The sequence below is a fragment of the Fundidesulfovibrio magnetotacticus genome, from assembly GCF_013019105.1.
GTDB classification, from domain to species: domain Bacteria; phylum Desulfobacterota; class Desulfovibrionia; order Desulfovibrionales; family Desulfovibrionaceae; genus Fundidesulfovibrio; species Fundidesulfovibrio magnetotacticus.
Window position 1 is genome coordinate 30,193 of sequence record NZ_BLTE01000016.1, and the last position, 19,128, is coordinate 49,320.

13 protein-coding genes and 2 tRNA genes are annotated in these 19,128 nt (G+C 68.4%); 10 read left to right on the plus strand and 5 right to left on the minus strand.

The window, feature by feature from the left end:
* Positions 1 to 59: 59 nt before the first annotated feature.
* Genes NNJEOMEG_RS21120 through NNJEOMEG_RS15985 form a run of 4 tightly spaced genes read left to right on the plus strand, consistent with a single transcriptional unit; the run spans position 60 to position 5,474 of the window.
* Entirely contained in the window at positions 60 to 431 is a 372-nt protein-coding gene (locus NNJEOMEG_RS21120) for an ArsR/SmtB family transcription factor (RefSeq protein WP_173086243.1), read from the plus strand.
* Positions 428 to 1,177 (plus strand): 4Fe-4S dicluster domain-containing protein, encoded by a 750-nt coding sequence (locus tag NNJEOMEG_RS15975; RefSeq protein ID WP_173086245.1) that lies wholly within the window; start codon positions 428 to 430, stop codon positions 1,175 to 1,177. Before NNJEOMEG_RS21120 ends, NNJEOMEG_RS15975 begins: the two co-directional genes overlap by 4 nt.
* Positions 1,178 to 1,187: 10 nt before the next feature.
* Positions 1,188 to 2,318, plus strand: a complete 1,131-nt coding sequence (nrfD, locus tag NNJEOMEG_RS15980) for an NrfD/PsrC family molybdoenzyme membrane anchor subunit (protein ID WP_173086247.1) — start codon at positions 1,188 to 1,190, stop codon at positions 2,316 to 2,318.
* A gap of 12 nt (positions 2,319 to 2,330) precedes the next feature.
* Positions 2,331 to 5,474: a molybdopterin dinucleotide binding domain-containing protein gene (locus NNJEOMEG_RS15985; RefSeq protein WP_173086249.1), complete on the plus strand. Its 3,144-nt coding sequence runs from the start codon at positions 2,331 to 2,333 to the stop codon at positions 5,472 to 5,474.
* 206 nt (positions 5,475 to 5,680) lie between these two features.
* On the opposite strand, the gene NNJEOMEG_RS15990 is transcribed toward NNJEOMEG_RS15985, so the two are convergent.
* Positions 5,681 to 7,585, minus strand: a complete 1,905-nt coding sequence (locus NNJEOMEG_RS15990; protein WP_173086251.1) for an autotransporter outer membrane beta-barrel domain-containing protein — start codon at positions 7,583 to 7,585, stop codon at positions 5,681 to 5,683.
* Positions 7,586 to 7,952: 367 nt separating this feature from the next.
* On the opposite strand from NNJEOMEG_RS15990, the gene NNJEOMEG_RS15995 reads away from it, so the two are divergent.
* On the plus strand, positions 7,953 to 11,336 hold the full coding sequence (locus NNJEOMEG_RS15995) for a chemotaxis protein CheB (protein ID WP_173086253.1): 3,384 nt from the start codon (positions 7,953 to 7,955) through the stop codon (positions 11,334 to 11,336).
* Between the two features lie 64 nt (positions 11,337 to 11,400).
* Positions 11,401 to 13,551: a PAS domain-containing hybrid sensor histidine kinase/response regulator gene (locus NNJEOMEG_RS16000; protein ID WP_173086254.1), complete on the plus strand. Its 2,151-nt coding sequence runs from the start codon at positions 11,401 to 11,403 to the stop codon at positions 13,549 to 13,551.
* Positions 13,552 to 13,738: 187 nt separating this feature from the next.
* On the opposite strand, the gene NNJEOMEG_RS16005 is transcribed toward NNJEOMEG_RS16000, so the two are convergent.
* Both NNJEOMEG_RS16005 and NNJEOMEG_RS16010 read right to left on the minus strand, forming a co-directional pair.
* A tRNA-Glu gene (locus tag NNJEOMEG_RS16005) sits at positions 13,739 to 13,816 on the minus strand.
* Between the two features lie 17 nt (positions 13,817 to 13,833).
* A tRNA-Gln gene (locus NNJEOMEG_RS16010) sits at positions 13,834 to 13,907 on the minus strand.
* Between the two features lie 82 nt (positions 13,908 to 13,989).
* Between NNJEOMEG_RS16010 and NNJEOMEG_RS16015 the strand changes: the two genes are divergently transcribed.
* Positions 13,990 to 14,862, plus strand: a complete 873-nt coding sequence (locus NNJEOMEG_RS16015; RefSeq protein ID WP_173086255.1) for a septal ring lytic transglycosylase RlpA family protein — start codon at positions 13,990 to 13,992, stop codon at positions 14,860 to 14,862.
* A 261-nt stretch (positions 14,863 to 15,123) separates the two neighbouring features.
* Here the strand turns inward: NNJEOMEG_RS16015 and NNJEOMEG_RS16020 are convergent, their stop codons facing one another.
* A complete protein-coding gene (locus NNJEOMEG_RS16020; protein WP_173086256.1) occupies positions 15,124 to 15,429 on the minus strand; it encodes an integration host factor subunit alpha in 306 nt (101 codons plus the stop codon).
* Between the two features lie 21 nt (positions 15,430 to 15,450).
* Positions 15,451 to 15,873, minus strand: coding sequence for an HIT family protein (locus tag NNJEOMEG_RS16025; protein WP_173086257.1), 423 nt, complete (start codon positions 15,871 to 15,873; stop codon positions 15,451 to 15,453).
* Between the two features lie 99 nt (positions 15,874 to 15,972).
* Between NNJEOMEG_RS16025 and NNJEOMEG_RS16030 the strand changes: the two genes are divergently transcribed.
* The 3 genes from NNJEOMEG_RS16030 (at position 15,973) to NNJEOMEG_RS16040 (ending at position 19,127) form a co-directional block, all read left to right on the plus strand.
* Positions 15,973 to 17,001, plus strand: coding sequence for an elongator complex protein 3 (locus NNJEOMEG_RS16030; protein WP_235957006.1), 1,029 nt, complete (start codon positions 15,973 to 15,975; stop codon positions 16,999 to 17,001).
* On the plus strand, positions 16,985 to 18,127 hold the full coding sequence (locus NNJEOMEG_RS16035; protein ID WP_173086258.1) for an amidohydrolase family protein: 1,143 nt from the start codon (positions 16,985 to 16,987) through the stop codon (positions 18,125 to 18,127). Before NNJEOMEG_RS16030 ends, NNJEOMEG_RS16035 begins: the two co-directional genes overlap by 17 nt.
* A gap of 67 nt (positions 18,128 to 18,194) precedes the next feature.
* Positions 18,195 to 19,127 (plus strand): aspartate carbamoyltransferase catalytic subunit, encoded by a 933-nt coding sequence (locus tag NNJEOMEG_RS16040; protein WP_173086259.1) that lies wholly within the window; start codon positions 18,195 to 18,197, stop codon positions 19,125 to 19,127.
* The last annotated feature ends 1 nt before the right edge of the window (position 19,128 follow it).

Consider the following 19,128-nt stretch of genomic DNA (forward strand, 5'->3'; position numbering starts at 1 on the left):
CGTCACGTTTTCGAACAATTCCTTGCCTTCATCCGGCTATTCGGATTAAAGAATGGACCATGAAGTCCTTTCCCAGCCTCTTCAAGGCCTTGAGCGACGAAACACGCCTGCGCATCGTCCACCTCCTAGCCGACGGCGAACTGTGCGTCTGCGACCTGACCCATGCCCTTGAAATGCCCCAGTCCACCATTTCCCGCCACCTGGCGCACCTGAAGAATGCCGGGCTGGTCAGCGACCGCCGCCACAAGACGTGGGCCTTCTACCGGCTCGCGGACGACGCGCCGCCACTTGCCCGCGAGATCGTGGACACCCTGACGCGACATATGAAGACCGTCGAACCGGCACGCAAGGATCTCGCCGCGCTGGGCAAGTACCGTTGCTGTCCGGACCGCAATTGCGAACAACCACCTAAACGCGGGGGGAGGTCATGAGCGGAAGTCTGCCTACCGAAGACCCCTTGGTCAGAATGTACCGCGAACTCAAGCGGGCTTCGGCCAAGGACAAGGCGCAGGTCAAATGGGCCATGGTCATCGACCAGGCCAAGTGCATCGGTTGCCACGCCTGCGCGGTGGCCTGCGCCTCGGAGAACCGCCTGGGGCCGGGGGTGGTCTACCGCCCCGTGATCGAGCAGGAGACCGGAACCTACCCCAACGTGGGTCGCCGCTTCCTGCCCCGCCCCTGCATGCAATGCGAGAACCCGCCCTGCGTCGCCGTGTGCCCGGTGACGGCCACCTACAAGAACGCCCAGGGCGTCACCGTGATGGACTACACTCGCTGCATCGGCTGCCGCTACTGCATCGCCGCCTGCCCCTACGGGGCGCGCTGCGCCGATTTCGGGGGGTTCTACACCTCGCGCACGGCCGAATCCCCCGGGCAGGTGCAGGGACGCTACGCCGCCCGCGCCTACGAGAAACAGAACGCCCCGGAATACGGCAGGAACTGGGGCGAGCGCGGCAAGGGCTCGCCCATAGGCAACGCCCGCAAATGCCACTTCTGCCTGCACAGGCTGGCCGTGGGACAGCTGCCCTCCTGCGTGACCAGCTGCGTGGGCCGCGCCACCATCTTCGGGGACCGCAACGACCCCGCCTCTCTGGTGAGCGAACTCATCGGATCGCCCCGCGCCACCACGCTCAAGCCGGAACTGGGCACCCGCCCGGCCGTGTTCTACCTGGCCTAGGAGGCACGCCATGAAAGCAAGCGTCAACAAGCCTCTTCTGTACCTGAGCTGCATCGGCCTGGCCGCCCTCGCCTACGGCGTCGTGGACGTGATCATCCACCGCGCCGGGGGGACGAACCTCGGCTCCTATGTGCCCTGGGGCATGGGCGTGGTGATGTACCTCCTGTTCGTGGGCTTCTCGGCGGGCGGCCTGCTGGTCTCGGCCCTCACGGAGCTGTTCGGCTACAGGCAGCTCAAGCCGCTGGGGGGGCTGGCCACCTACGCAGCACTGGTGGCCGAGGTCTGCGCGGGCATCGCCATCGCCTCGGACCTGGGACGCTACGAGCGCATGTTCAACTTCGTGCTCTCGCCCAGTCTCACCTCCCCCATGTTCTGGATGTTCGTCTTCTTCGGCGGCGTGCTCGTGGTCTCCCTGCTGAAAGCCCTGGCCTTCGCACGGGGCGACGAAGGACAGGCCGTCCTCTGGAGCTGGGTGACCATCCCCGTGGGGCTCTGCTTCTACTTCACCAACGGCTTCTTCTTCTCGGTGCTCACCGGGCACGGCCTCTGGAGCGGCCCCGTGGTTCCGCTGCTCTTCGTGGCGGCCGCGCTCGTCTGCGGCGTGGCGCTGGTCTGCTCCCTGGCCTGGTGGAGCCGCACCGACTGGGACGCCGCGGTGCTCCTCTCGGGCGTGGTGCTGCGCCTGCTGGTGGTCTTCGCGATCCTGGAGGGCGTCTGGCTGTGGATCAACTGGCAGGGCGGGCGCGTGGAAACCACGGCGGCCCTGGCCAATCTGGCCGCCGGTCCGGGCGCGTGGGCCTTTTGGGGTCTGCACGTGGTGGCGGGCGTCGTGCTGCCGCTCATCCTGCTGCCCCAGTGCCGCAACAACCCCGCCCTGGCCGCCTGGGCCTGCCTGTTCATCCTGGCGGGTTTCGCCGGGGCGCGCTGGGCCTTCGTGGTCCCGGCACAGAGCGTGGCCATGCTCCCGGGGCTGGAGACCGCCTGGCAGCATCCCAGGCTCCTGCTCACCTACCTGCCCAGCCTTGCCGAATGGTGCATGGCCGCCGGAGTGAGCGGGCTGGCGCTCTTCGGCTTCGTCATGGGGCCGCGCCTCTTTCCCGGCCTCTACGGAACCACCCCGCAACCCAGCCAGGCTCGCTAGGGAGGCACGCATATGGACCGCAGAGACTTCCTGAAATCCTCCGCCCTGCTCGGCTGCGCCCTGGCCGCCGGAGAGGGGATCGCCCAGGCCGCGCCCAGCGAGGCCGACCCCTCCCCCTACCAGGGCTTCAAGCCCGAAGGCATGATCTTCTCGGCCTGCCAGCAGTGCAACACCCAGTGCGGCATCAAGGTGAAGATCGAGAACGGCGCGGTGGTGAAGATCGACGGCAGCCCCATCTCGCCGTGGACCCTCACCCCGCAGCTCCCCTACAAGACCTCCCTGGCCGAGGCGGCCCTGGTGGACGCCCCCCTGTGCCCCAAGGGCTACGCGGGCGTCCAGACCCTCTACGACCCCTACCGCATCGTGAAGGTGCTCAAGCGGGCGGGCAAGCGCGGCGAGAACAAGTGGAAGACCATCCCCTTCGAGCAGGCCGTGGCCGAGATCGTCGAAGGCGGCGACCTCTTCGGCGAGGGCAAGGTGGACGGCCTCAAGGACATCCTGACCTGCCGCGACCCCAAGGTCTCCGACGCCCTGAAGAAGGACGCGGGCGACGTGGCCAGCAAGAAGATGACCCTTGAGGAGTTCAAGGCCAGGAACGCCGACAACCTCAAGCACCTGCTCGACCCCGACCACCCGGACTTCGGCCTGAAGAACAACCAGTTCTGCCTGAACTGGGGCCGCCTCAAGGGCGGGCGCAGCGAGTTCGTCCGGCGCTTCACGGACTTCTCCGGCGGCTCCTACAACTACCACGGCCACACCACCGTGTGCCAGGGCTCGCTCTACTTCTCCTGCAAGGCCATGTCCGACCAGTTCGTGGAGGGCCGTTTCACCGACGGCTCCAAGTTCTACTGGCAGGCCGACACCGGCAACGCGGAGTTCCTCTTCTTCGTGGGGGCAAACCCCTTCGAGGCCAACTACGGACCGCCCCTGCGAGCCAGCAAGGTGAGCCAGGGCCAGGCCAACGGCGTGAAGATCGCCGTGGCCGACCCGCGCTGCTCCAAGACCGCCGCCCGGGCCTGGAAATGGCTCCCCGTGAAGCCCGACGGCATCGGCGCCCTGGCCCAGGCCATGATCCGCTGGATCATCGAGAACAAGCGCTACGACGCCCGCTACCTGGCCAACGCCAACCAGGCCGCGGCGGCGGCGGACAAGGAGCCCACCTGGACCCAGGCCTGCTGGCTGGTGAAGCTCTCCCCCGAGGGCAAGCCCACCGTGTACCTGCGCGGCTCCGACCTGGGCATGGAGCCCCGGAAGCTCCCCACCAAGGACGGCAAGGCCGAATGGACCTTCGACCCCTTCGTGGCCGTCAACGACAAGGGCGAGCCCGTGGTCTTCGACCCCAACGACTCCAAGGCCCCGGCCGAAGGGCAGATCCTCTTCACGGGCGAGTTGAACGGCGTGAAGGTCAAGACCGCCCTCCAGGTGTACGCCGACGAGGCCATGTCCAAGAGCTTCGACGACTGGTGCAAGCTCGCGGGCGTGGAGGCCGCCGACGTGGCCGACATCGCCCGGGAGTTCACCTCCCACGGCAAGCGCGCCGTGTGCGATCTGCACCGGGGCGTCTCCCAGCACACGTCCGGGTTCCAGAACGTGGTCTCCTGGATGCTCGTGAACGTGCTCATCGGCAACCACGACTGGATGGGCGGTCTGGCCAAGGCCACAACCTTCACCCACGACGGCTCCCGCGAGGGACAGCCCTACAACCTGACCAAGCACCCGGCCAAGATGTCCGGCTGGGGCATCTCCATCATCCGTCACGGCACCAGCTACGACAAGTCCTCGCTCTTCGCGGGCTACCCGGCCAAGAGAGTGTGGTACCCCTTCGCCTCGGACGTGTACCAGGAGGTCATCCCCAGCGCCGGGGACGCCTACCCTTATCCGCTCAAGTGCCTGCTGCTCTACATGGGCACGCCCGTTTACTCGCTCCCGGCCGGGCACGCCCTGGCGGCCATCCTGGCCGACCCCAAGAAGATCCCGCTGTTCATCACCTCGGACACCACCGTGGGCGAGACAAGCATCTTCGCCGACTACGTCTTCCCGGACCTCACCTATCTTGAGCGCTGGGAGTTCGTGGGCTCTCACCCCTCCATGACGCCCAAGGTGGGCGCGTTCCGCCAGCCCGCTGCCAAGCCCATGACCGAAACCTGCACCGTGTACGGGCAGCAGATGCCCATCAACTTCGAGGCGTTGCTGTTGGGGCTGGCCGAGAAGCTCAAACTGTCGGGCTTCGGCGACGACGCCTTCGGCAAGGGGCTGCACCTGAAGCACCAGGACGACATGTACATCCGCATGGCCGCCAACCTGGCCTTCGGCGACAAGGCCGACGGCACCGAAAAGCTGCCCCCCGCCTCCAAGGAGGACATGGACATCTTCCTGAAGGCCAGGGCGCACCTGCCCCCCACGGTCTTCGACGCCAAGCGCTGGGAGGCCCTGGCCGGGCCGGAACTCTGGCCCAGCGTGGTGACCATCCTCAACAAGGGCGGACGCTTCCAGGAGTACGCCCAGGCCTACAAGGACGGCCAGCTCGTCAACAAGTACGGCAAGATGGTGGGCATCTACTTCGACAACCTGGCCAAGGCCAAGGACTCCATCACCGGCAAGACCTATCTGCCCTACGGCGGCTACGTGCCCGGCCCCCTGGACGTGGCCGACAAGCCCCTGCCCGACGCCAAGGAGGGCTACGACCTGACGCTCATCACCTACAAGGCCGTGACCCAGACCAAATCCCGCACGTCGGGCAACTACTGGCTCCAGGCCCCCTACCCCGAGAACTTCGTGGAGATCTCGGCGGCCGACGCGGCCAGACTGGGCCTGAAGAACGGCGACACGGTCCGGGTGCTCTCGGCCTCCAACCCCGAGGGCGTCTGGGACCTGGGCCCCCTGGGCAAGAAGCCGGTGTCGGGCAAGGTGAAGGTGCTCGAAGGGCTGCGACCGGGCGTGGTCAGCTTCTCGCTGGGCCACGGCCACTGGGCATACGGCGCGGGGGCCTGGGAGATCGACGGCAAGAAGATCGCCCCGGACCCCAGGCGCGGCACGGGCATCCACGCCAACGCGGCCATGCGTCTGGACCCGGTGCTCAAGAACACCGGCCTGGTGGACAAGATCGGGGCGAGCGCGGTGTTCTACCAGTCGCCCGTGAAACTGGTGAAAGGCTAACGGGAGAAGGCCCCCGGCGCGGCTCCTGCAGGGGCCGCGCCCGGCCTCCGACGGCAGCGGCCCGGCGGGAGGGACACAAGCACTCTCCGGGCGCACGGCGAGCCCGGATCGGTCACCGCTCCCTCGACGGCACCCCCCAAACAAAAGCGGCTTGCGTCTCAGGCGCAAGCCGCTTCATTTTTGGACGGGCATCCCGGGGCGGGCCGTCAGAAGCTGACGTTCACGCCCAGCTCGCCGCCGCAGGTGTTCACTTGCGGGTTGCCGAACATGCTGGAGAACGACGCCCGGAGCATCACCCGGTCGTTGATCTTGACGTTGGCCCCGAGCATCAGCGCGCCCCAGTCGACGGCCACGGGGGCGGCGTCCATGGAGTAGGACGGGGCCGCCGCAGTAGTGAGCGAGGCCTTCACCTTGCGTTTGGGGTCCGCCAGTTCATGGTGCCATTTGGCCTCCGCGAAGGGCTGGAACCGGCCCACGTCCGCCTGGACGCGCCAGCCCAGCTGGCTCACGGCCGAGTCGCGCCGCTGCTCCCCGAAGGACAGGGCCGTCACGCCGCTCGTGCCGGATTCCGTGAAGCCCTGGATGGTAACCCGTTGCAGCACCAGCCCGGCCACCGGCCCGGTGGTCAGCGCGCCCCATTGCAGGTCCGCGCCCAGGCGCAGGGCCAGGCCCAGGGAGTCGCCGGTGGTGTCGGCGCTGTTGTGGTCCGTGAAGAGGCCCAGAGCCACTTCGCGGCGGATCTTGTCCTGGTAGAGGCCGTAGGAGGCCACGGCGTTGCCCCACACCGGTCCCTTCTGGTAGGCCGTGTAGAGGCTGAAGGCCTGTTCGTTCTGGTCGTAGCGGCCTGCGCCCTGCGAGAAGTCCTGGGTCTGGGTCCCGGCGGTGAAGGCCGCGCCCAGGATGAGCCCGAAGGCCGTCTGGTAGTCCGCGCCCGCCGAACCCGCGAACGGCACGCCGGACGCTTCCCCGAAGCCCGAGGAGGTCTGCATCCGCAGCGACCCCGCCCCGGCGGTGGCCCACACGTGCACGCCGTTCTCGCCGCGATGCCTCCCGGAGAGGTCGATCTGCCCCTGGATGGTGGCCGCGCGCGAAAGCCCTCCCTGCACCGGACCTTCGGCCAGCAGGGACATCAGCACGGGCGCGGTGAGCAGACTGTACTCGTAATCCGACTCGATCTGCTGTCCGGCGGTGGTCAGGTGCTTGCCGTCGATGAACAGAAAGGTCTGCATCTGCAGGGGTGTGATGTCGGCCCAGCTGGTGACCAGGGCGGCCACCGGGGACGGGGCGTTGGAGGCCAGCACCGAGGACGGTGTGAACCCGAAGAGCCCTGGGTTCACCGACACGTAGCGGAACAGGCTGTGGAGGTCGGCGGGGATGTAGCGCACGCCCGCCGCCGAAAGGGCCGACCACTTCATCTGCCCGTAGGAGAAGGCCCGCGCGTAGTCGGCGGCGTTGGCGGCGGGCAGCACGCCGCCCAGGCCGGTGAGGGTCGCGGTGTAGAACGAGTTGGGCACGATGATGGTGCGCGCCCCTGCGGCCTGCAGGGCCGCCACGCTCCCGGCCAGCTGGTTGGCCAGCCCGCCCAGGAAGCCGGGGTTGGCGGCGATCCAGTCCGCCCCCTGCCGCTGCACGAAGATCAGGTCGTTGTTGCCGGTGTTCACCACGTAGAGGGCGTTGGGGTTCACCGCGCCCCCCACGGAGGCCAGGAAACCGGCGATCTGCTGCGTGGTGGCCACGTTGCCGGGCAGGTTGCCCGGCGTGGCGGGCTGGCCAGGGGCGGCCGAGAGGAGCGCGGAGTAGGCCGAGCCGTTGGCGTAGTTGCCCCCGCCCGCGCTGGAGGGCTGTGCGCCCAGGCCGAACCGCCCGGCCAGCATGGTGGAGGTCATCACCCCCGGCCCGGCGAAACCGCCCTGGGCCCCCCCGGCGATGGCCGCGAGAAGCTGGGCGTTCACGGCCGCGTTGCCCGAGGAGGCGTAGCGGAAATAACCGCTGTCCAGGGTGCTGTCGCCCAGCCCCACGAACTGGTTGAACCGCCCGGCCGCGCCCGCCGGAGAGAGCGCCCCGAAGAGGCTGACCGCACACAACGCCACGACCAACACGAAACGCTTCATCGGATCTCCCTTTACGTCCAGGCCATGTGGTTTCCGGTTCGCACCAACTGCCGATGCACCGGCCTACACGCTAAGGAGGCCCAACTCAACAGGCGATCATTCCTGGAGCTTCTCATGGGCCGAAGACATCGCGGCCGTTCCGGTGTTCGCGGGCGGACCCTCGCGCGCCCCATGCCCGGCGTCTGGCCCAGACTGCCCACCGCGGCTCTGGACTGTGTTCACCGTATTGTTTATTATCTACTAAAGTCAGTTCCACATTGGCTGCACGGCAAAATGCGCAAACCCTTTCAGGGCGTGGACGCGAACGTTTTCCGGGCGCATGGCGACGTCAATCGTTCAACACTGGTTGCCCAGTATGGAGTAACGCATGTCGAGCGCAAACACCGAGCCCAAGTACTACGTCGGCATCGGCGCATCCGCCGGCGGTCTCGAAGCCCTCGACGCCTTCTTTTCCCAAATGCCCGCGGACAGCGGCATGGCGTTCATCGTCATCCAGCACCTCTCCCCGGACTACAAGAGCCTCATGGTGGAGCTGCTCTCCAAACGCACGGCCATGAACGTGCGCCGCGCCGAAGAAGGCATTGAGGTGGAGCCCAACACCGTCTACCTCATCCCGCCGCGCAAACAGCTGACCATCTTCCACGGCAAGCTCATCCTCAAGGACACCGACCACGCCAAGGGCATCAACCTGCCCATCGACGTCTTCTTCCGCTCCCTGGCCGAGGACCAGGGAGAAAAGGCCATCGCCATCATCCTCTCCGGCACCGGCAGCGACGGGGTGCGCGGCATCCGGGCCGTCAAGGAGGCCGGCGGCATGGTCATGGTGCAGAGCGAGGACTCCGCCAAGTTCGACGGCATGCCCCGCGCCGCCATCGCCACGGGACTGCCCGACATCATCCTGCCGCCCGACGCCATGCCGGGCAAGCTCATTTCCTTCGCCAAGCACCCCTTCGCTTCCTCCCAGGGTCATCCCCAGTCCCTGCTCTCCGACGAGGACGGCCTGATCCGCATCTTCGCCCTGCTCCGGGACCTGACCAAGGTGGACTTCACCTACTACAAGCCCAGCACGGTGCTCCGGCGCATCGAGCGCCGCATCACCGTCTGCCAGACCGCCGACCTGCGCGACTACGTGCGCCTGCTGGAATCCAGCCCCGGGGAGGTCTCCACCCTCTACCGCGAACTGCTCATCGGCGTGACCAGCTTCTTCCGCGACCGCGAGGTGTTCACCGAACTCGGCAACACCTACCTTCCGGCCCTGCTCAAGAACACCGAACAGCGCGAGGTGCGCTTCTGGGTGGCCGGGTGCTCCACCGGGGAGGAGGCCTACACCCTGGGCATCCTGGCCATGGAATGCCAGGAGCGCATGGAGAATCCGCCCTCGGTCAAGATCTTCGCCACCGACCTCGACCGCGACGCCATCCTCCACGCGGGCAACGGCCTTTACGCCGAGTCCATCGCCGCCGACCTGCCGCCGGGGATGCTCGCCAAGTACTTCGTGCGCCGCGACGATCACTACCAGGTGTGCAGGCCGCTCCGGGAGATGGTGGTCTTCGCCCAGCACAACCTCATCAAGGACCCACCCTTCACCAACATCGAGCTCTTGAGCTGCCGCAACCTGCTCATCTACCTCCAGCCGGTTCTGCAGCAGAAGGTGCTAGAATTCATGAACTTCTCGCTCAATCCCCTGGGGATCCTGCTGCTTGGCACCAGCGAAACGCCGGGCGAGATGGGCGAATTCTTCGAGCCCCTGCACCATCGCTTCAAGCTCTTCCGCTCCAGGGGCAGGCGCCGCCAGCCCGCCGAGAAGCCCCTGTTCCAGGGCATGGGGGACAGGCTTTCGCGCCAGTACGCCGCACGCTTCCCGCGCAGCGGCTTCGCCCTCTCCCAGCGCGAGGAGGAGCGCATCCAGGACAGGCTGCTCCAGTCCCTGGCAGGGGATTACGTCCCCCTGGTGGCCGTGGTGAACGAACACAACGAACTCCTGCACCTGGTGGGCGAATCCGAGGGGCTCCTGCGCCTGCCTTACGGCAGGCAAAGCAACGACATCACCCGCATGGCCGTGAAGGAGCTCTCCATCCCCCTGGCCACCGGGCTCCAGAAGGTGTTCCACTCGGGCCAGGAGATCAGCTACAGCAACATCCGCATCCCCGGCAAAGAGTCCGCGCGCGTCATCCAGATGCGCATCCGCCCCCTGCCGGAGAAGAAGGGACAGATGTCCCTGGCGGCGGTGATCCTCCAGGAGTTCCTGCCCGCCAGGCAGGAGGCCGCACCCGGCGCTGTGCAGGAACTCGACATCAGCCGCGAGGCCGAACAGCGCATCCTGGACCTGGAGCAGGACCTCCAGTTCACCAAGGAAAACCTCCAGGCCACCATCGAGGAGCTGGAAACCTCCAACGAGGAGTTGCAGGCCACCAACGAGGAGTTGCTGGCCAGCAACGAGGAGCTGCAAAGCACCAACGAGGAGCTCCAGTCGGTCAACGAGGAGCTGCACACGGTCAACGCCGAGTACCAGAACAAGATCCTGGAGCTCACCGAAATCACCAACGACCTGGACAACCTCATCTCGGCCACCCGGATCGCCACGGTGTTCCTGGACGAGAACCTGGAGATCCGCAAATTCACCCCGGCCGCGACCAGGATCTTCCGCATCCTGCAAAGCGACATCGGCCGCCCCATCTCCCACCTGACCCACCGGCTGGAAGGCGTGGACGTTCTGGCCACGCTGCGCCAGGTGGAGCGAAGCGGGGAGCCCGTCTCCCTGGAGGCCTGCATCTCCCGGGACGAATGCTACCTCATGCGCGTGCTGCCCTACGTCATCGGGGCCACCTCGCAGGCTGGGATGATCATCACCTTCACGGACACCGGGCCGCTCAAGCAGAGCCAGAAGGCCCTGGCCCGCAACAAGGAACTCCTGGAAATGGCCCAGGAGATGGCCCACGTGGGAAGCTGGCACCTCGACCTCAAGACCGGCAGGCTCGACTGGTCGGACGAGGTCTACCGCATCTTCGGCGTCCGGCCCGGCGAGTTCTCGCCCTCCTATGAAAGCTTTCTGGCCATGGCGCACCCCGAAGACCGCGAAGAGCTCAACGAGGCCTACACCCGCGCCGTGCGCGAAGGGCTGCCCTACGAGGCCATCCACCGCATCGTCCGCCCCGGCGGCGAGGTGCGCATCGTGCACGAGAAGTCCATGGAGGGGCGCGACGAGACGGGCCGCACGACACACTCCAGGGGCATGATCCACGACGTGACCGACCTCGTCACGGCCCGCGACGCCCTGCGCTTCTCCCAGGACTATCTGCGCGCCGTGGTGGACGCCATGCCCGCCCATGTGGCCATCCTGGACCAGCGCGGGGTGATCGAATACGTCAACACGGCCTGGCACAGCTTCGGCCGCGAGAACGGCCTGTCCCTCCCCGACGGCGCCGTGGGGACCGACTACCTCGCCATCTGCGACAAGTCTTCGGGGCCATACCACGAAGAAGCCCCCCTGGTGGCCGCCGCCATCCGGGAAGCGCTCCGGGGTCGGGAGACGCCGGTGGAGATCGAGTACCCCTGCCATTCCGGCGATACCCAGCGCTGGTTCCTGGCGCGGATCGCCTCCTTCGAGACCCCGCGCGGCAGGCGGGTGTTGGTGGCGCACGAGAACATCACCAGGCTCAAGCTCGCCGAGTGCCAGGCGGGCCTGACGCCCGAGGGGCACGCGGAACCTGTTTCCGCCTCCGGGCGCGTGAAGAAGGATAACGACGCATGAACCTTACTGCCCTTCGTCCGTTGCCGGACAGGCGAACCCGCCGCCCCCCCCGAGGCGCACCGCGATGAGCAACAGCAAGACAAACTCCCTCAAGGACCTTCGGGAGCGGGCCGAGCGCCTTCTCCGCGAGCAGGACGACACCGGCGGGGCCGGCGCGGGAGAGGAAGTCCGTGCGGTCCTCCACGAACTGCAGGTCCACCAGTTCGAACTGGAGATCCAGAACGAGGAGCTCAGGCGCTCCCATCTCGAACTGGCCGAGGCCTACGAGCGGTTCTCCATCCTCTTCCACAAGGCCCCGGTGGGCTACGTGGTCCTCGACAAGGACGCCATGATCCAGGAGGTGAACATCACCTTCATGGAGATGGTGGACTGGCGGGGCCGCAAACCGGTGGGGCGGCCGTTCTTCGAGTTCATCGCGCCCGAAGCTCGCCCGGTGTTCCTGGCCCGCTTCAGGGCGTTCTTCAAAAGCCCGGCGGGCAAGCGGGTGGAGACGGACCTGAACGTGCCCGGCGCCCCCCCCCGGTCCGTGCTCCTGGAAGCCTCTCTCTACGACGCGGCCCCTCAGTCGGTGGACCTCGCGCGCGAAACCATGCTCTTCCTCTCCGTCAGCGACATCTCGGCCAGAAAGAAGGCCGAGGAAGGCCTGGTGGAGTCCGAACGGTTCGCGCGGGGGACGCTCAACGGCCTGTCCGCGCACATCGCCATCGTGGACGACACAGGCCAGATCCTGGCCGTCAACGCCGCGTGGCGCTCCTTCGCGGTGCGCAACTCCTGCATCCCCGCCTCGGTGAGCGAAGGGGCCAACTACTTCGACGTCTGCCGCAACGCCGTGGGCGAGGACGCCGTGGCCGCCTCCAGGATCGCCACCGCCATGCGCCGGGTGCTGGCCGGGGAGATCGCCTCCTTCACCCTGGAGTATCCCTGCCATTCCCGCGAGGAGCGGCGCTGGTTCTCCGTGCGCATCACCCGGTTCCCCGGCGAGGGGCCGGCCAGGATCGTGGTGGCGCACGAGAACGTCACCGAACGCGTCCTGGCCACCGAGGCCATGGCCCGGGCCAAGGAGGAGGCCGAGGCGGCCTCCCGGGCCAAGAGCGAGTTCCTGGCCAACATGAGCCACGAGATCCGCACGCCCCTCAACGGGGTCATGGGCATGCTCCAGCTGCTCAACATGGCCGCCACGGAGGAGGAACGCGCCGAATACGTCACGCAGGCCTACGAGTCTTCCGCGAGGCTGCTGCGGCTGCTCAACGACATCCTGGACCTCTCGCGCATCGAGTCCGGGCGGGAACGGATGACGCTGGAGCGCTTCGCGCCCCAGGACCTTCTGCGCGAACCCGTGGCGCTTTTCGCGGGCATGGCCAGGAACAAAGGGCTGGAGCTGGCCTGCTCCTCGTCCCCAGGGTTGCCGGAAGAGGTGGTCGGGGACGCCCCCAAGATCAGGCAGATCCTCTTCAACCTGGTGGCAAACGCCGTGAAGTTCACCGAATCCGGCGGCGTCACCATCACCCTCTCCCCTGTCCTCCTGGAAACCGTGCCGGACCAGCGCGTCCTGCTCTTCATCATCACCGACACGGGCCCGGGCATCCCCGAGGCTCTTCTGCCGAAGCTCTTCCAGCCCTTCACCCAGGGCGACAGCTCCTACACCAAGCAGTGCCCGGGCACGGGGCTCGGGCTCTCCATCGTCAAGCGGCTGGCCGCGCTCATGGGCGGCTCCGTCTGCCTGGACTCCGCCGAGGGCCGGGGCGCAACCATCGCCTTCAGCGTACGCGTCGGCCTGCCCCACAAGCTCCCGGCCGGGGCCGCCCCCGATGCCGGGGCCTCCGCCTCCGGCGCCTGCCGGGTGCTCCTGGTGGAGGACGAACAGATCAACCGCCAGATCGCCACAATCATGCTTGAAAAGCTCGGGCATTCCGTCCAGGTGGCGCACAACGGCAAGGAAGCCCTGGAACTCCTCGCGGCTCGGGCGTTCGACTTGGTGCTCATGGACGTGCAGATGCCCGTCATGGACGGCGTGGAGGCCACGCGCATCATCCGGGGCGGCGCGGCGGGCGACCCGGCCATTCCTATCGTCGCCCTGTCCGCCTACTCCACCAGGAGCGAGCTGGACTCCTTCCTGGCCGCGGGCATGACCGACTGCCTCGTCAAACCCGTGCGGATGGACGTGCTCAAGAACGTGATCGGACGTGTGATGGCCTGGCGGACGCACGGGCGCTGACCGCGTAGACAGGGGCGGAGGGTGCGGCGGACGGCCTCCCGAAGCCAGCAGGCAAGAAACTGACTGGATGAACGCCGACAATCCGGTCTGTTCGGGCCGTTGGAGCGCATGCCCGGTCCCAAACCCTTCGGACGGGGGCGGACCAAAGAAAAAGCGGCCTACCGTGAAGTAGACCGCTGTTTTTCTTTGGCGTCCCCAAGGGGATTTGAACCCCTGTTATCGGCGTGAAAGGCCGGTGTCCTGGACCAGGCTAGACGATGGGGACGCGCTGTAAAAGAACGTTGGCTGGGGGACTAGGATTCGAACCTAGGTTGATGGAGTCAGAGTCCATAGTCCTGCCGCTAGACGATCCCCCAGCGCGGAAGCGTGTTCTTAGGAGGGAATCGCCTCGCTGTCAAGCATCTTGCGCGAAAAAATCTTGAGCGTATTCTTTGGGCCATGATCCGCGCACTGCTGGCACTCCTGGCCGCCGCCGCGCTCCTTGCCGGATGCTCGGCCACGGGCCCGCGCCCCGCCTCCAAGGCCACGTTCCGCCCCTACTCCATCGGCGGCAAGACCTACCATCCCCTCTACAACGCCCAGGGTTACCGCGAGGAGGGCTACGCCTCCTGGTACGAGCCCGGATGGTTCTCCGGCAAGACCACCGCCAACGGCGAGCGTCTCGACTCCGACGCCCTCACCTGCGCCCACAAGATCCTGCCCATGAACACCCTCGTGCGCGTGCGCAACCTCGACAACGGCCGCGAGGTCACCCTGCGCGTCAACGACCGGGGGCCCTTCGTGGCCGGGCGCTGCCTGGACCTCACCGAGGCCGGGGCCAAGGCCCTGGGCTTCCACGGCCGGGGCACGGCCCGCGTGGCCCTCTCCGTGGACGGCCCCGCCGCCAACGCGCCGGGCGGAGCGCCCCAGGCCTCTGCGGTCCCTGGCGCGTCGACCTCCGGGACCACCGCACCCGCGTCCACCGCGCAGCCCCAGACGGCCGCAGCCTGGTCGCCTCCCGTCCAGGCGCAGGCCACCGCGTCCACCGTCGCGGCTTCCCCGGACAGGGCTCCCGCGCAGGCGCAATGGCTGCTCCCAGGCCCCTTCCGCATCCAGGTGGGGGTGTTCGCCGTGCGCGAGAACGCCCGCGTCCTGGCCGGGAACCTCGTGCGCATGGGCTACCCGGGCTCCACCGTTCAGGAGGCGGATCAGGCGGGCGTACGCGTCTGGCGCGTGCAGGCGGGGGACTTCGCCACCCTGGACGAGGCCCTGGCCGCTCAGGACAAGCTCGCCGCGCGCTTCCCCGGCGCGTTCGTGGTGGCTGCCCCCTGACGAGACCGACTCGATCGCGCCAGAATCTCCAACGATCCGGAACGCACCGCAACAAGCAAGCCCGGCCGGCGCAAGGGCCTTCCGGCCCAGGAAGGCGGCGTGTCGAGGGCGCAATCCCCAGGGGGCGCGATCTTGCGCGTGCGGGAGGCGGGAAACGGGCGGAAGGGCGGCGCGCCACGGCCACCGGCCCGGCGGGACGCCCGAAAGGGGGGAGGGCAGTCCGCCCCGCCCGCCCCGGAATGGGACGGGCGGGAACGTAGCCTAGAGCACTTCGTCGGGGTTGAGCTCGGCGCGGAACTTGCGCGAGAGCCTGAAGACCACCACCTTGCGCGGGGGCAGGACGATGGTGTCACTGGTCTGGGGGTTGCGGCCCTTGCGAGCGCGCTTGTCGTAGGCGTCGAACTTGCCGAAACCCGAGATGAGCAGGGAGTTGTCGCGCTTGACGGCCTGCTTCATGATCTCCAGCAGGCTGTCCACCAGGTCTTTCACTTCGGCCCGGTTCTTCTCGGTCTTCTCGTAGATGTAATCGACGATGTCGGCTTTGGTCAGGGTCTTGCCGTTGTTCATGGCGCTCTCCGGGATCGGGAATTAGGTGCGGATATGGTCGGCGATGGCCCTTGCCGTCGTGTTCATTTCTTCGGTGTCCGCGTAGCCCTGCTGGGGCCAGAGGGTCAGGCCGTCGCCCTCGAAGCGCGGAATCAGGTGCCAGTGGGCGTGGAAGACCAGCTGCCCGGCGGCCCTGCCGTTGTTCATGCCCAGGTTCATGCCCAGGGCGCCCAGCCCCTGCTTGAGCCCCAGGCCCACACGCTGTATCGCGTCCAGAAGCTCGGGCGCGAGCGCGGGGGGCAGGGCCCACACGTCCTCGAAGTGCTCTTTGGGGATCAAGAGCACATGCCCCTTGTTCACGGGGGCGATGTCCAGAAAGGCGAGCACGGCGCCGGTCTCGTAGACCTTGCTGCACGGGATCTCGCCCTTGACGATTTTGCAGAAGATGCAGTCCTGATGCGACATGGCGTTCCTCGCGGCTGCCTGGCGGTTCGGCGCGCCAAGGCTTTATAAGCATTTGCTAGCGCGGGAGATTTTTTTTTGCAAGCAGGAAATGAAATTGACGTGCCCGGAGAGCGGATTCCGCCCTTCGCGCTCCCGGCCCCGACGCGGCGCGCAAGGCCCGTGCTCCCGGTGTTCCTGCCCTGGGCGGGGTGCGCCGGGCGCTGCTCTTTCTGCGCCCAGGACCTTCAGACCGGCAAGCCCGGGCTGAACCTGCCCGCCGCGCTGGCGGACATGGACAGGGCGCTCTCGGAGGCCTCCCCCGCGCGCCCCCTGGAGCCGGCCTTCTACGGAGGCTCTTTCACCGCCCTGGACCCCGGCTGGCGCGACCGCTTCCTGGAACTGGCCGCCAGCCACCGCGCGGCCGGGCGCGTCTCGGGGGTGCGCTGCTCCACCCGGCCCGACGCCGTATCCCCCTCGCTCCTCCGGGAACTGGCCGCGCAGGGGCTGGACACCGTGGAGCTGGGCGTGCAGACTTTCCACGCCGACGCGCTGCGCGACGCCCGGCGCGGTCACGGGGCGGAGCGATCCCGTGAGGCCTGCCGGGAGGTAAAGGACGCCGGGCTCCGCCTGGGCGTGCACCTGCTGCCGGGACTGCCCGGCGTGACGCCCGGGGTCTTCGCGCGCGACGTGGAGATCACGCTCTCCCTGCGTCCGGACTTCGTGCGCCTGCACCCCCTGCTGGTGCTGGCGGGCTCGGGCCTGGAGGCCCCCTGGCGCGCCGGGCTCGTGGCCCCTTGGAACCTCGAGCAGACCGTGGAGGCCCTTGCCAGGGCCTGCCTGGATTTCTGGCGCGCGGGCGTCGCGGTGGTCCGTCTGGGGCTGGCCCAGGAGCCTTCCCTAGAGGCCGCCGTGCTGGCCGGACCGCGCCACCCGGCCCTGGGGACCATGGTGCGCGCCCGCGCGCTGCTGGAACACGTGCGCGAGCTGCTGGCGGGTCGCCTGATCCTCACGCTCACGGCCCCGACGCGCGCCTCGGGCGAGTTCTGGGGACACGCCGGGGAACTGGAGGCGTCGTGGCGCGGCCTGGGCCTGCGCCGCGAGAACGTCCGCTTCGAAGACAGGGAGGATGTGCTTGTCCACTGCCGCTGATCCCGCCCCGCGCCGCTACGCCCTGCGCGCCCGTCTGGTGGCCTCGCCCGCGCCCGGACGGGGTTTCGTCGGGGACGGGGCCGTGATCGTGAACGGGGCGCGCGTCGAGGCCTGCGGCCCCTGGCGGGAGCTGCGCGCCCAGGCCCCCCGCGACGTGCGCGACCTGGGCGACGCCCCCCTGCTCCCCGCCACCGTCAACGCCCACACCCATCTGGAACTCTCCCACCTGGGCCTGCCCCCCTTCCGGGCCAGGGGCTTCCTGGAGTGGGTGCGTTGGCTCATCGCCCAACCCCTCAACGACGCCTCGGACCAGGACCTGGACCGCGCCTGCGCCGCCCTGGCCGCCTCTGGCACGGCCGCCGCGGCCGACATCGCCACGCGCAGGCCCCTGGACACGCACAGGGCGCTCGTCCGGGCCGGGCTGGCGCACGTGGTCCAGTTCGAGCGCTTCGGCTGCCAGGAGGAGCCTCCCCTGCCCCCCGTGCCCGCGCCGCACCTGGCCCTCGCCGGTCACGCCCTGGGGTCCACCTGTCCGGAATTCCTCCAGCGCGCCCACGCCTGGGACAAGGCCCGGGGCCGGGCCTTCTCCCTCCACCTGGCCGAGCACGAGGGCGAGACCGACCTCCTGGCCGGGGGCGACGGCCCATACGCCCGCTTCATGCGCGAGCGCGTGCTCCCCGAGGGCTTCGAAGCGCCCCGCACCAGCCCCACGGCCCGCGCGCGCGACCTGGGCGTCCTGGACGCCTCCACCCTTGCGGTGCACTGCGTGCACCTCTCCGGGGAGGACATCGCCCTCTTGCGCGCCAGCGGGGCCACTGCCTGCCTCTGCCCGCGCTCCAACGCCGTGATCGGCGTGGGCCGCGCCCCGGCCCGGGCGCTCCTGGACGCGGGCGTGCCCTGCTGCCTGGGCACGGACTCCCTGGCCTCCTCCCCGGACCTGGACCTCTACGCCGAGCTGCGCGCCCTGCTGGAATTCACCCCGCTTTCCGCCCCCGAGGCCCTGGCGCTCCTGGCCGGGAACGCCGCCCGCGTCCTGGGCTTCGCGGACCTGGGAACACTGGCTCCTGGCGCGCTTGCGGCCTTTTCCCGCATGCCCTCGGACATCCTGGAGGCCCTGGGCGATTGACTCCGGCTCGCTCCCTGTGGAAAATGGAAAGAGCGCCCTGGCTCGACACCCCCACCCGAGGAGCACTATGTCCTGGCCTCATAAGGATCTTCTGGATGTCACCCAGCTCGCCAAGGCAGACGCCCTGGCGATCCTCAACGCAGCCGCGTCCTTCCAGGAGATCAACTCCCGACCCGTGAAGAAGGTCCCCATCCTCAAAGGCAAGTCCGTGGTGCTCTTCTTCGCGGAGGCCTCCACGCGCACCAAGACCAGCTTCGACGTGGCGGGCAAGCGCCTCTCGGCGGACACCTTCGCCCTGCAGAAGGCCGGAAGCTCGCTCTCCAAGGGCGAATCGCTCAAGGACACGGTGCTCACGCTCCAGGCCATGGCCCCCGACGCCATCGTCATGCGCCACAACGCCTCGGGCGCGGCGGCCTTCATCGCCCAGCGCCTGGACTGCGCCGTGATCAACGCCGGCGACGGCTGGCACGCCCACCCCACCCAGGCCCTGCTGGACGCCTTCACCCTCACGCGGCGCTGGGGCTCCCTGGAGGGGCGCACCGTGCTCATCCTGGGCGACATCGCCCACAGCCGCGTGGCGCGCTCCAACATCCACCTGCTGCGCCTGCTGGGGGCCAACGTGCGGCTGTGCGGGCCGCGCACGCTCCTGCCCCACGCCGTCGGGGCGCTGGGCGTCCCCGTGTTCTCCAACCTCGACGAGGCCGTGCGCGGCGTCGACGCCGTGATGTGCCTGCGCCTTCAGCTGGAGCGCCAGCAGGCCGGGCTCCTGCCCGATCTGCGCGAATACTCCCGGCGCTTCGGCATGAACCAGGCCCGCCTGGCCAAGGCCGCCCGCAACGCCGTGGTGCTCCACCCCGGGCCCATCAACCGGGGCCTGGAAATCGCCTCCGACCTGGCCGACGCCCCCGAGAGCCTCATCCTGGACCAGGTGGCCTCGGGCGTGGCCGTGCGCATGGCCCTTCTGCACCTCTACATCACCCGCAAGGAACCCAAGGAGTAAG

Coding starts and splice junctions, on each gene's coding strand:
- NNJEOMEG_RS21120 (WP_173086243.1), top strand. CDS start 60: ATGAAGTCCTTTCCCAGCCTCTTCAAGGCCTTGAGCGACGAAACACGC.
- NNJEOMEG_RS15975 (WP_173086245.1), top strand. CDS start 428: ATGAGCGGAAGTCTGCCTACCGAAGACCCCTTGGTCAGAATGTACCGC.
- nrfD (WP_173086247.1), top strand. CDS start 1,188: ATGAAAGCAAGCGTCAACAAGCCTCTTCTGTACCTGAGCTGCATCGGC.
- NNJEOMEG_RS15985 (WP_173086249.1), top strand. CDS start 2,331: ATGGACCGCAGAGACTTCCTGAAATCCTCCGCCCTGCTCGGCTGCGCC.
- NNJEOMEG_RS15990 (WP_173086251.1), bottom strand. CDS start 7,585: ATGAAGCGTTTCGTGTTGGTCGTGGCGTTGTGTGCGGTCAGCCTCTTC.
- NNJEOMEG_RS15995 (WP_173086253.1), top strand. CDS start 7,953: ATGTCGAGCGCAAACACCGAGCCCAAGTACTACGTCGGCATCGGCGCA.
- NNJEOMEG_RS16000 (WP_173086254.1), top strand. CDS start 11,401: ATGAGCAACAGCAAGACAAACTCCCTCAAGGACCTTCGGGAGCGGGCC.
- NNJEOMEG_RS16015 (WP_173086255.1), top strand. CDS start 13,990: ATGATCCGCGCACTGCTGGCACTCCTGGCCGCCGCCGCGCTCCTTGCC.
- NNJEOMEG_RS16020 (WP_173086256.1), bottom strand. CDS start 15,429: ATGAACAACGGCAAGACCCTGACCAAAGCCGACATCGTCGATTACATC.
- NNJEOMEG_RS16025 (WP_173086257.1), bottom strand. CDS start 15,873: ATGTCGCATCAGGACTGCATCTTCTGCAAAATCGTCAAGGGCGAGATC.
- NNJEOMEG_RS16040 (WP_173086259.1), top strand. CDS start 18,195: ATGTCCTGGCCTCATAAGGATCTTCTGGATGTCACCCAGCTCGCCAAG.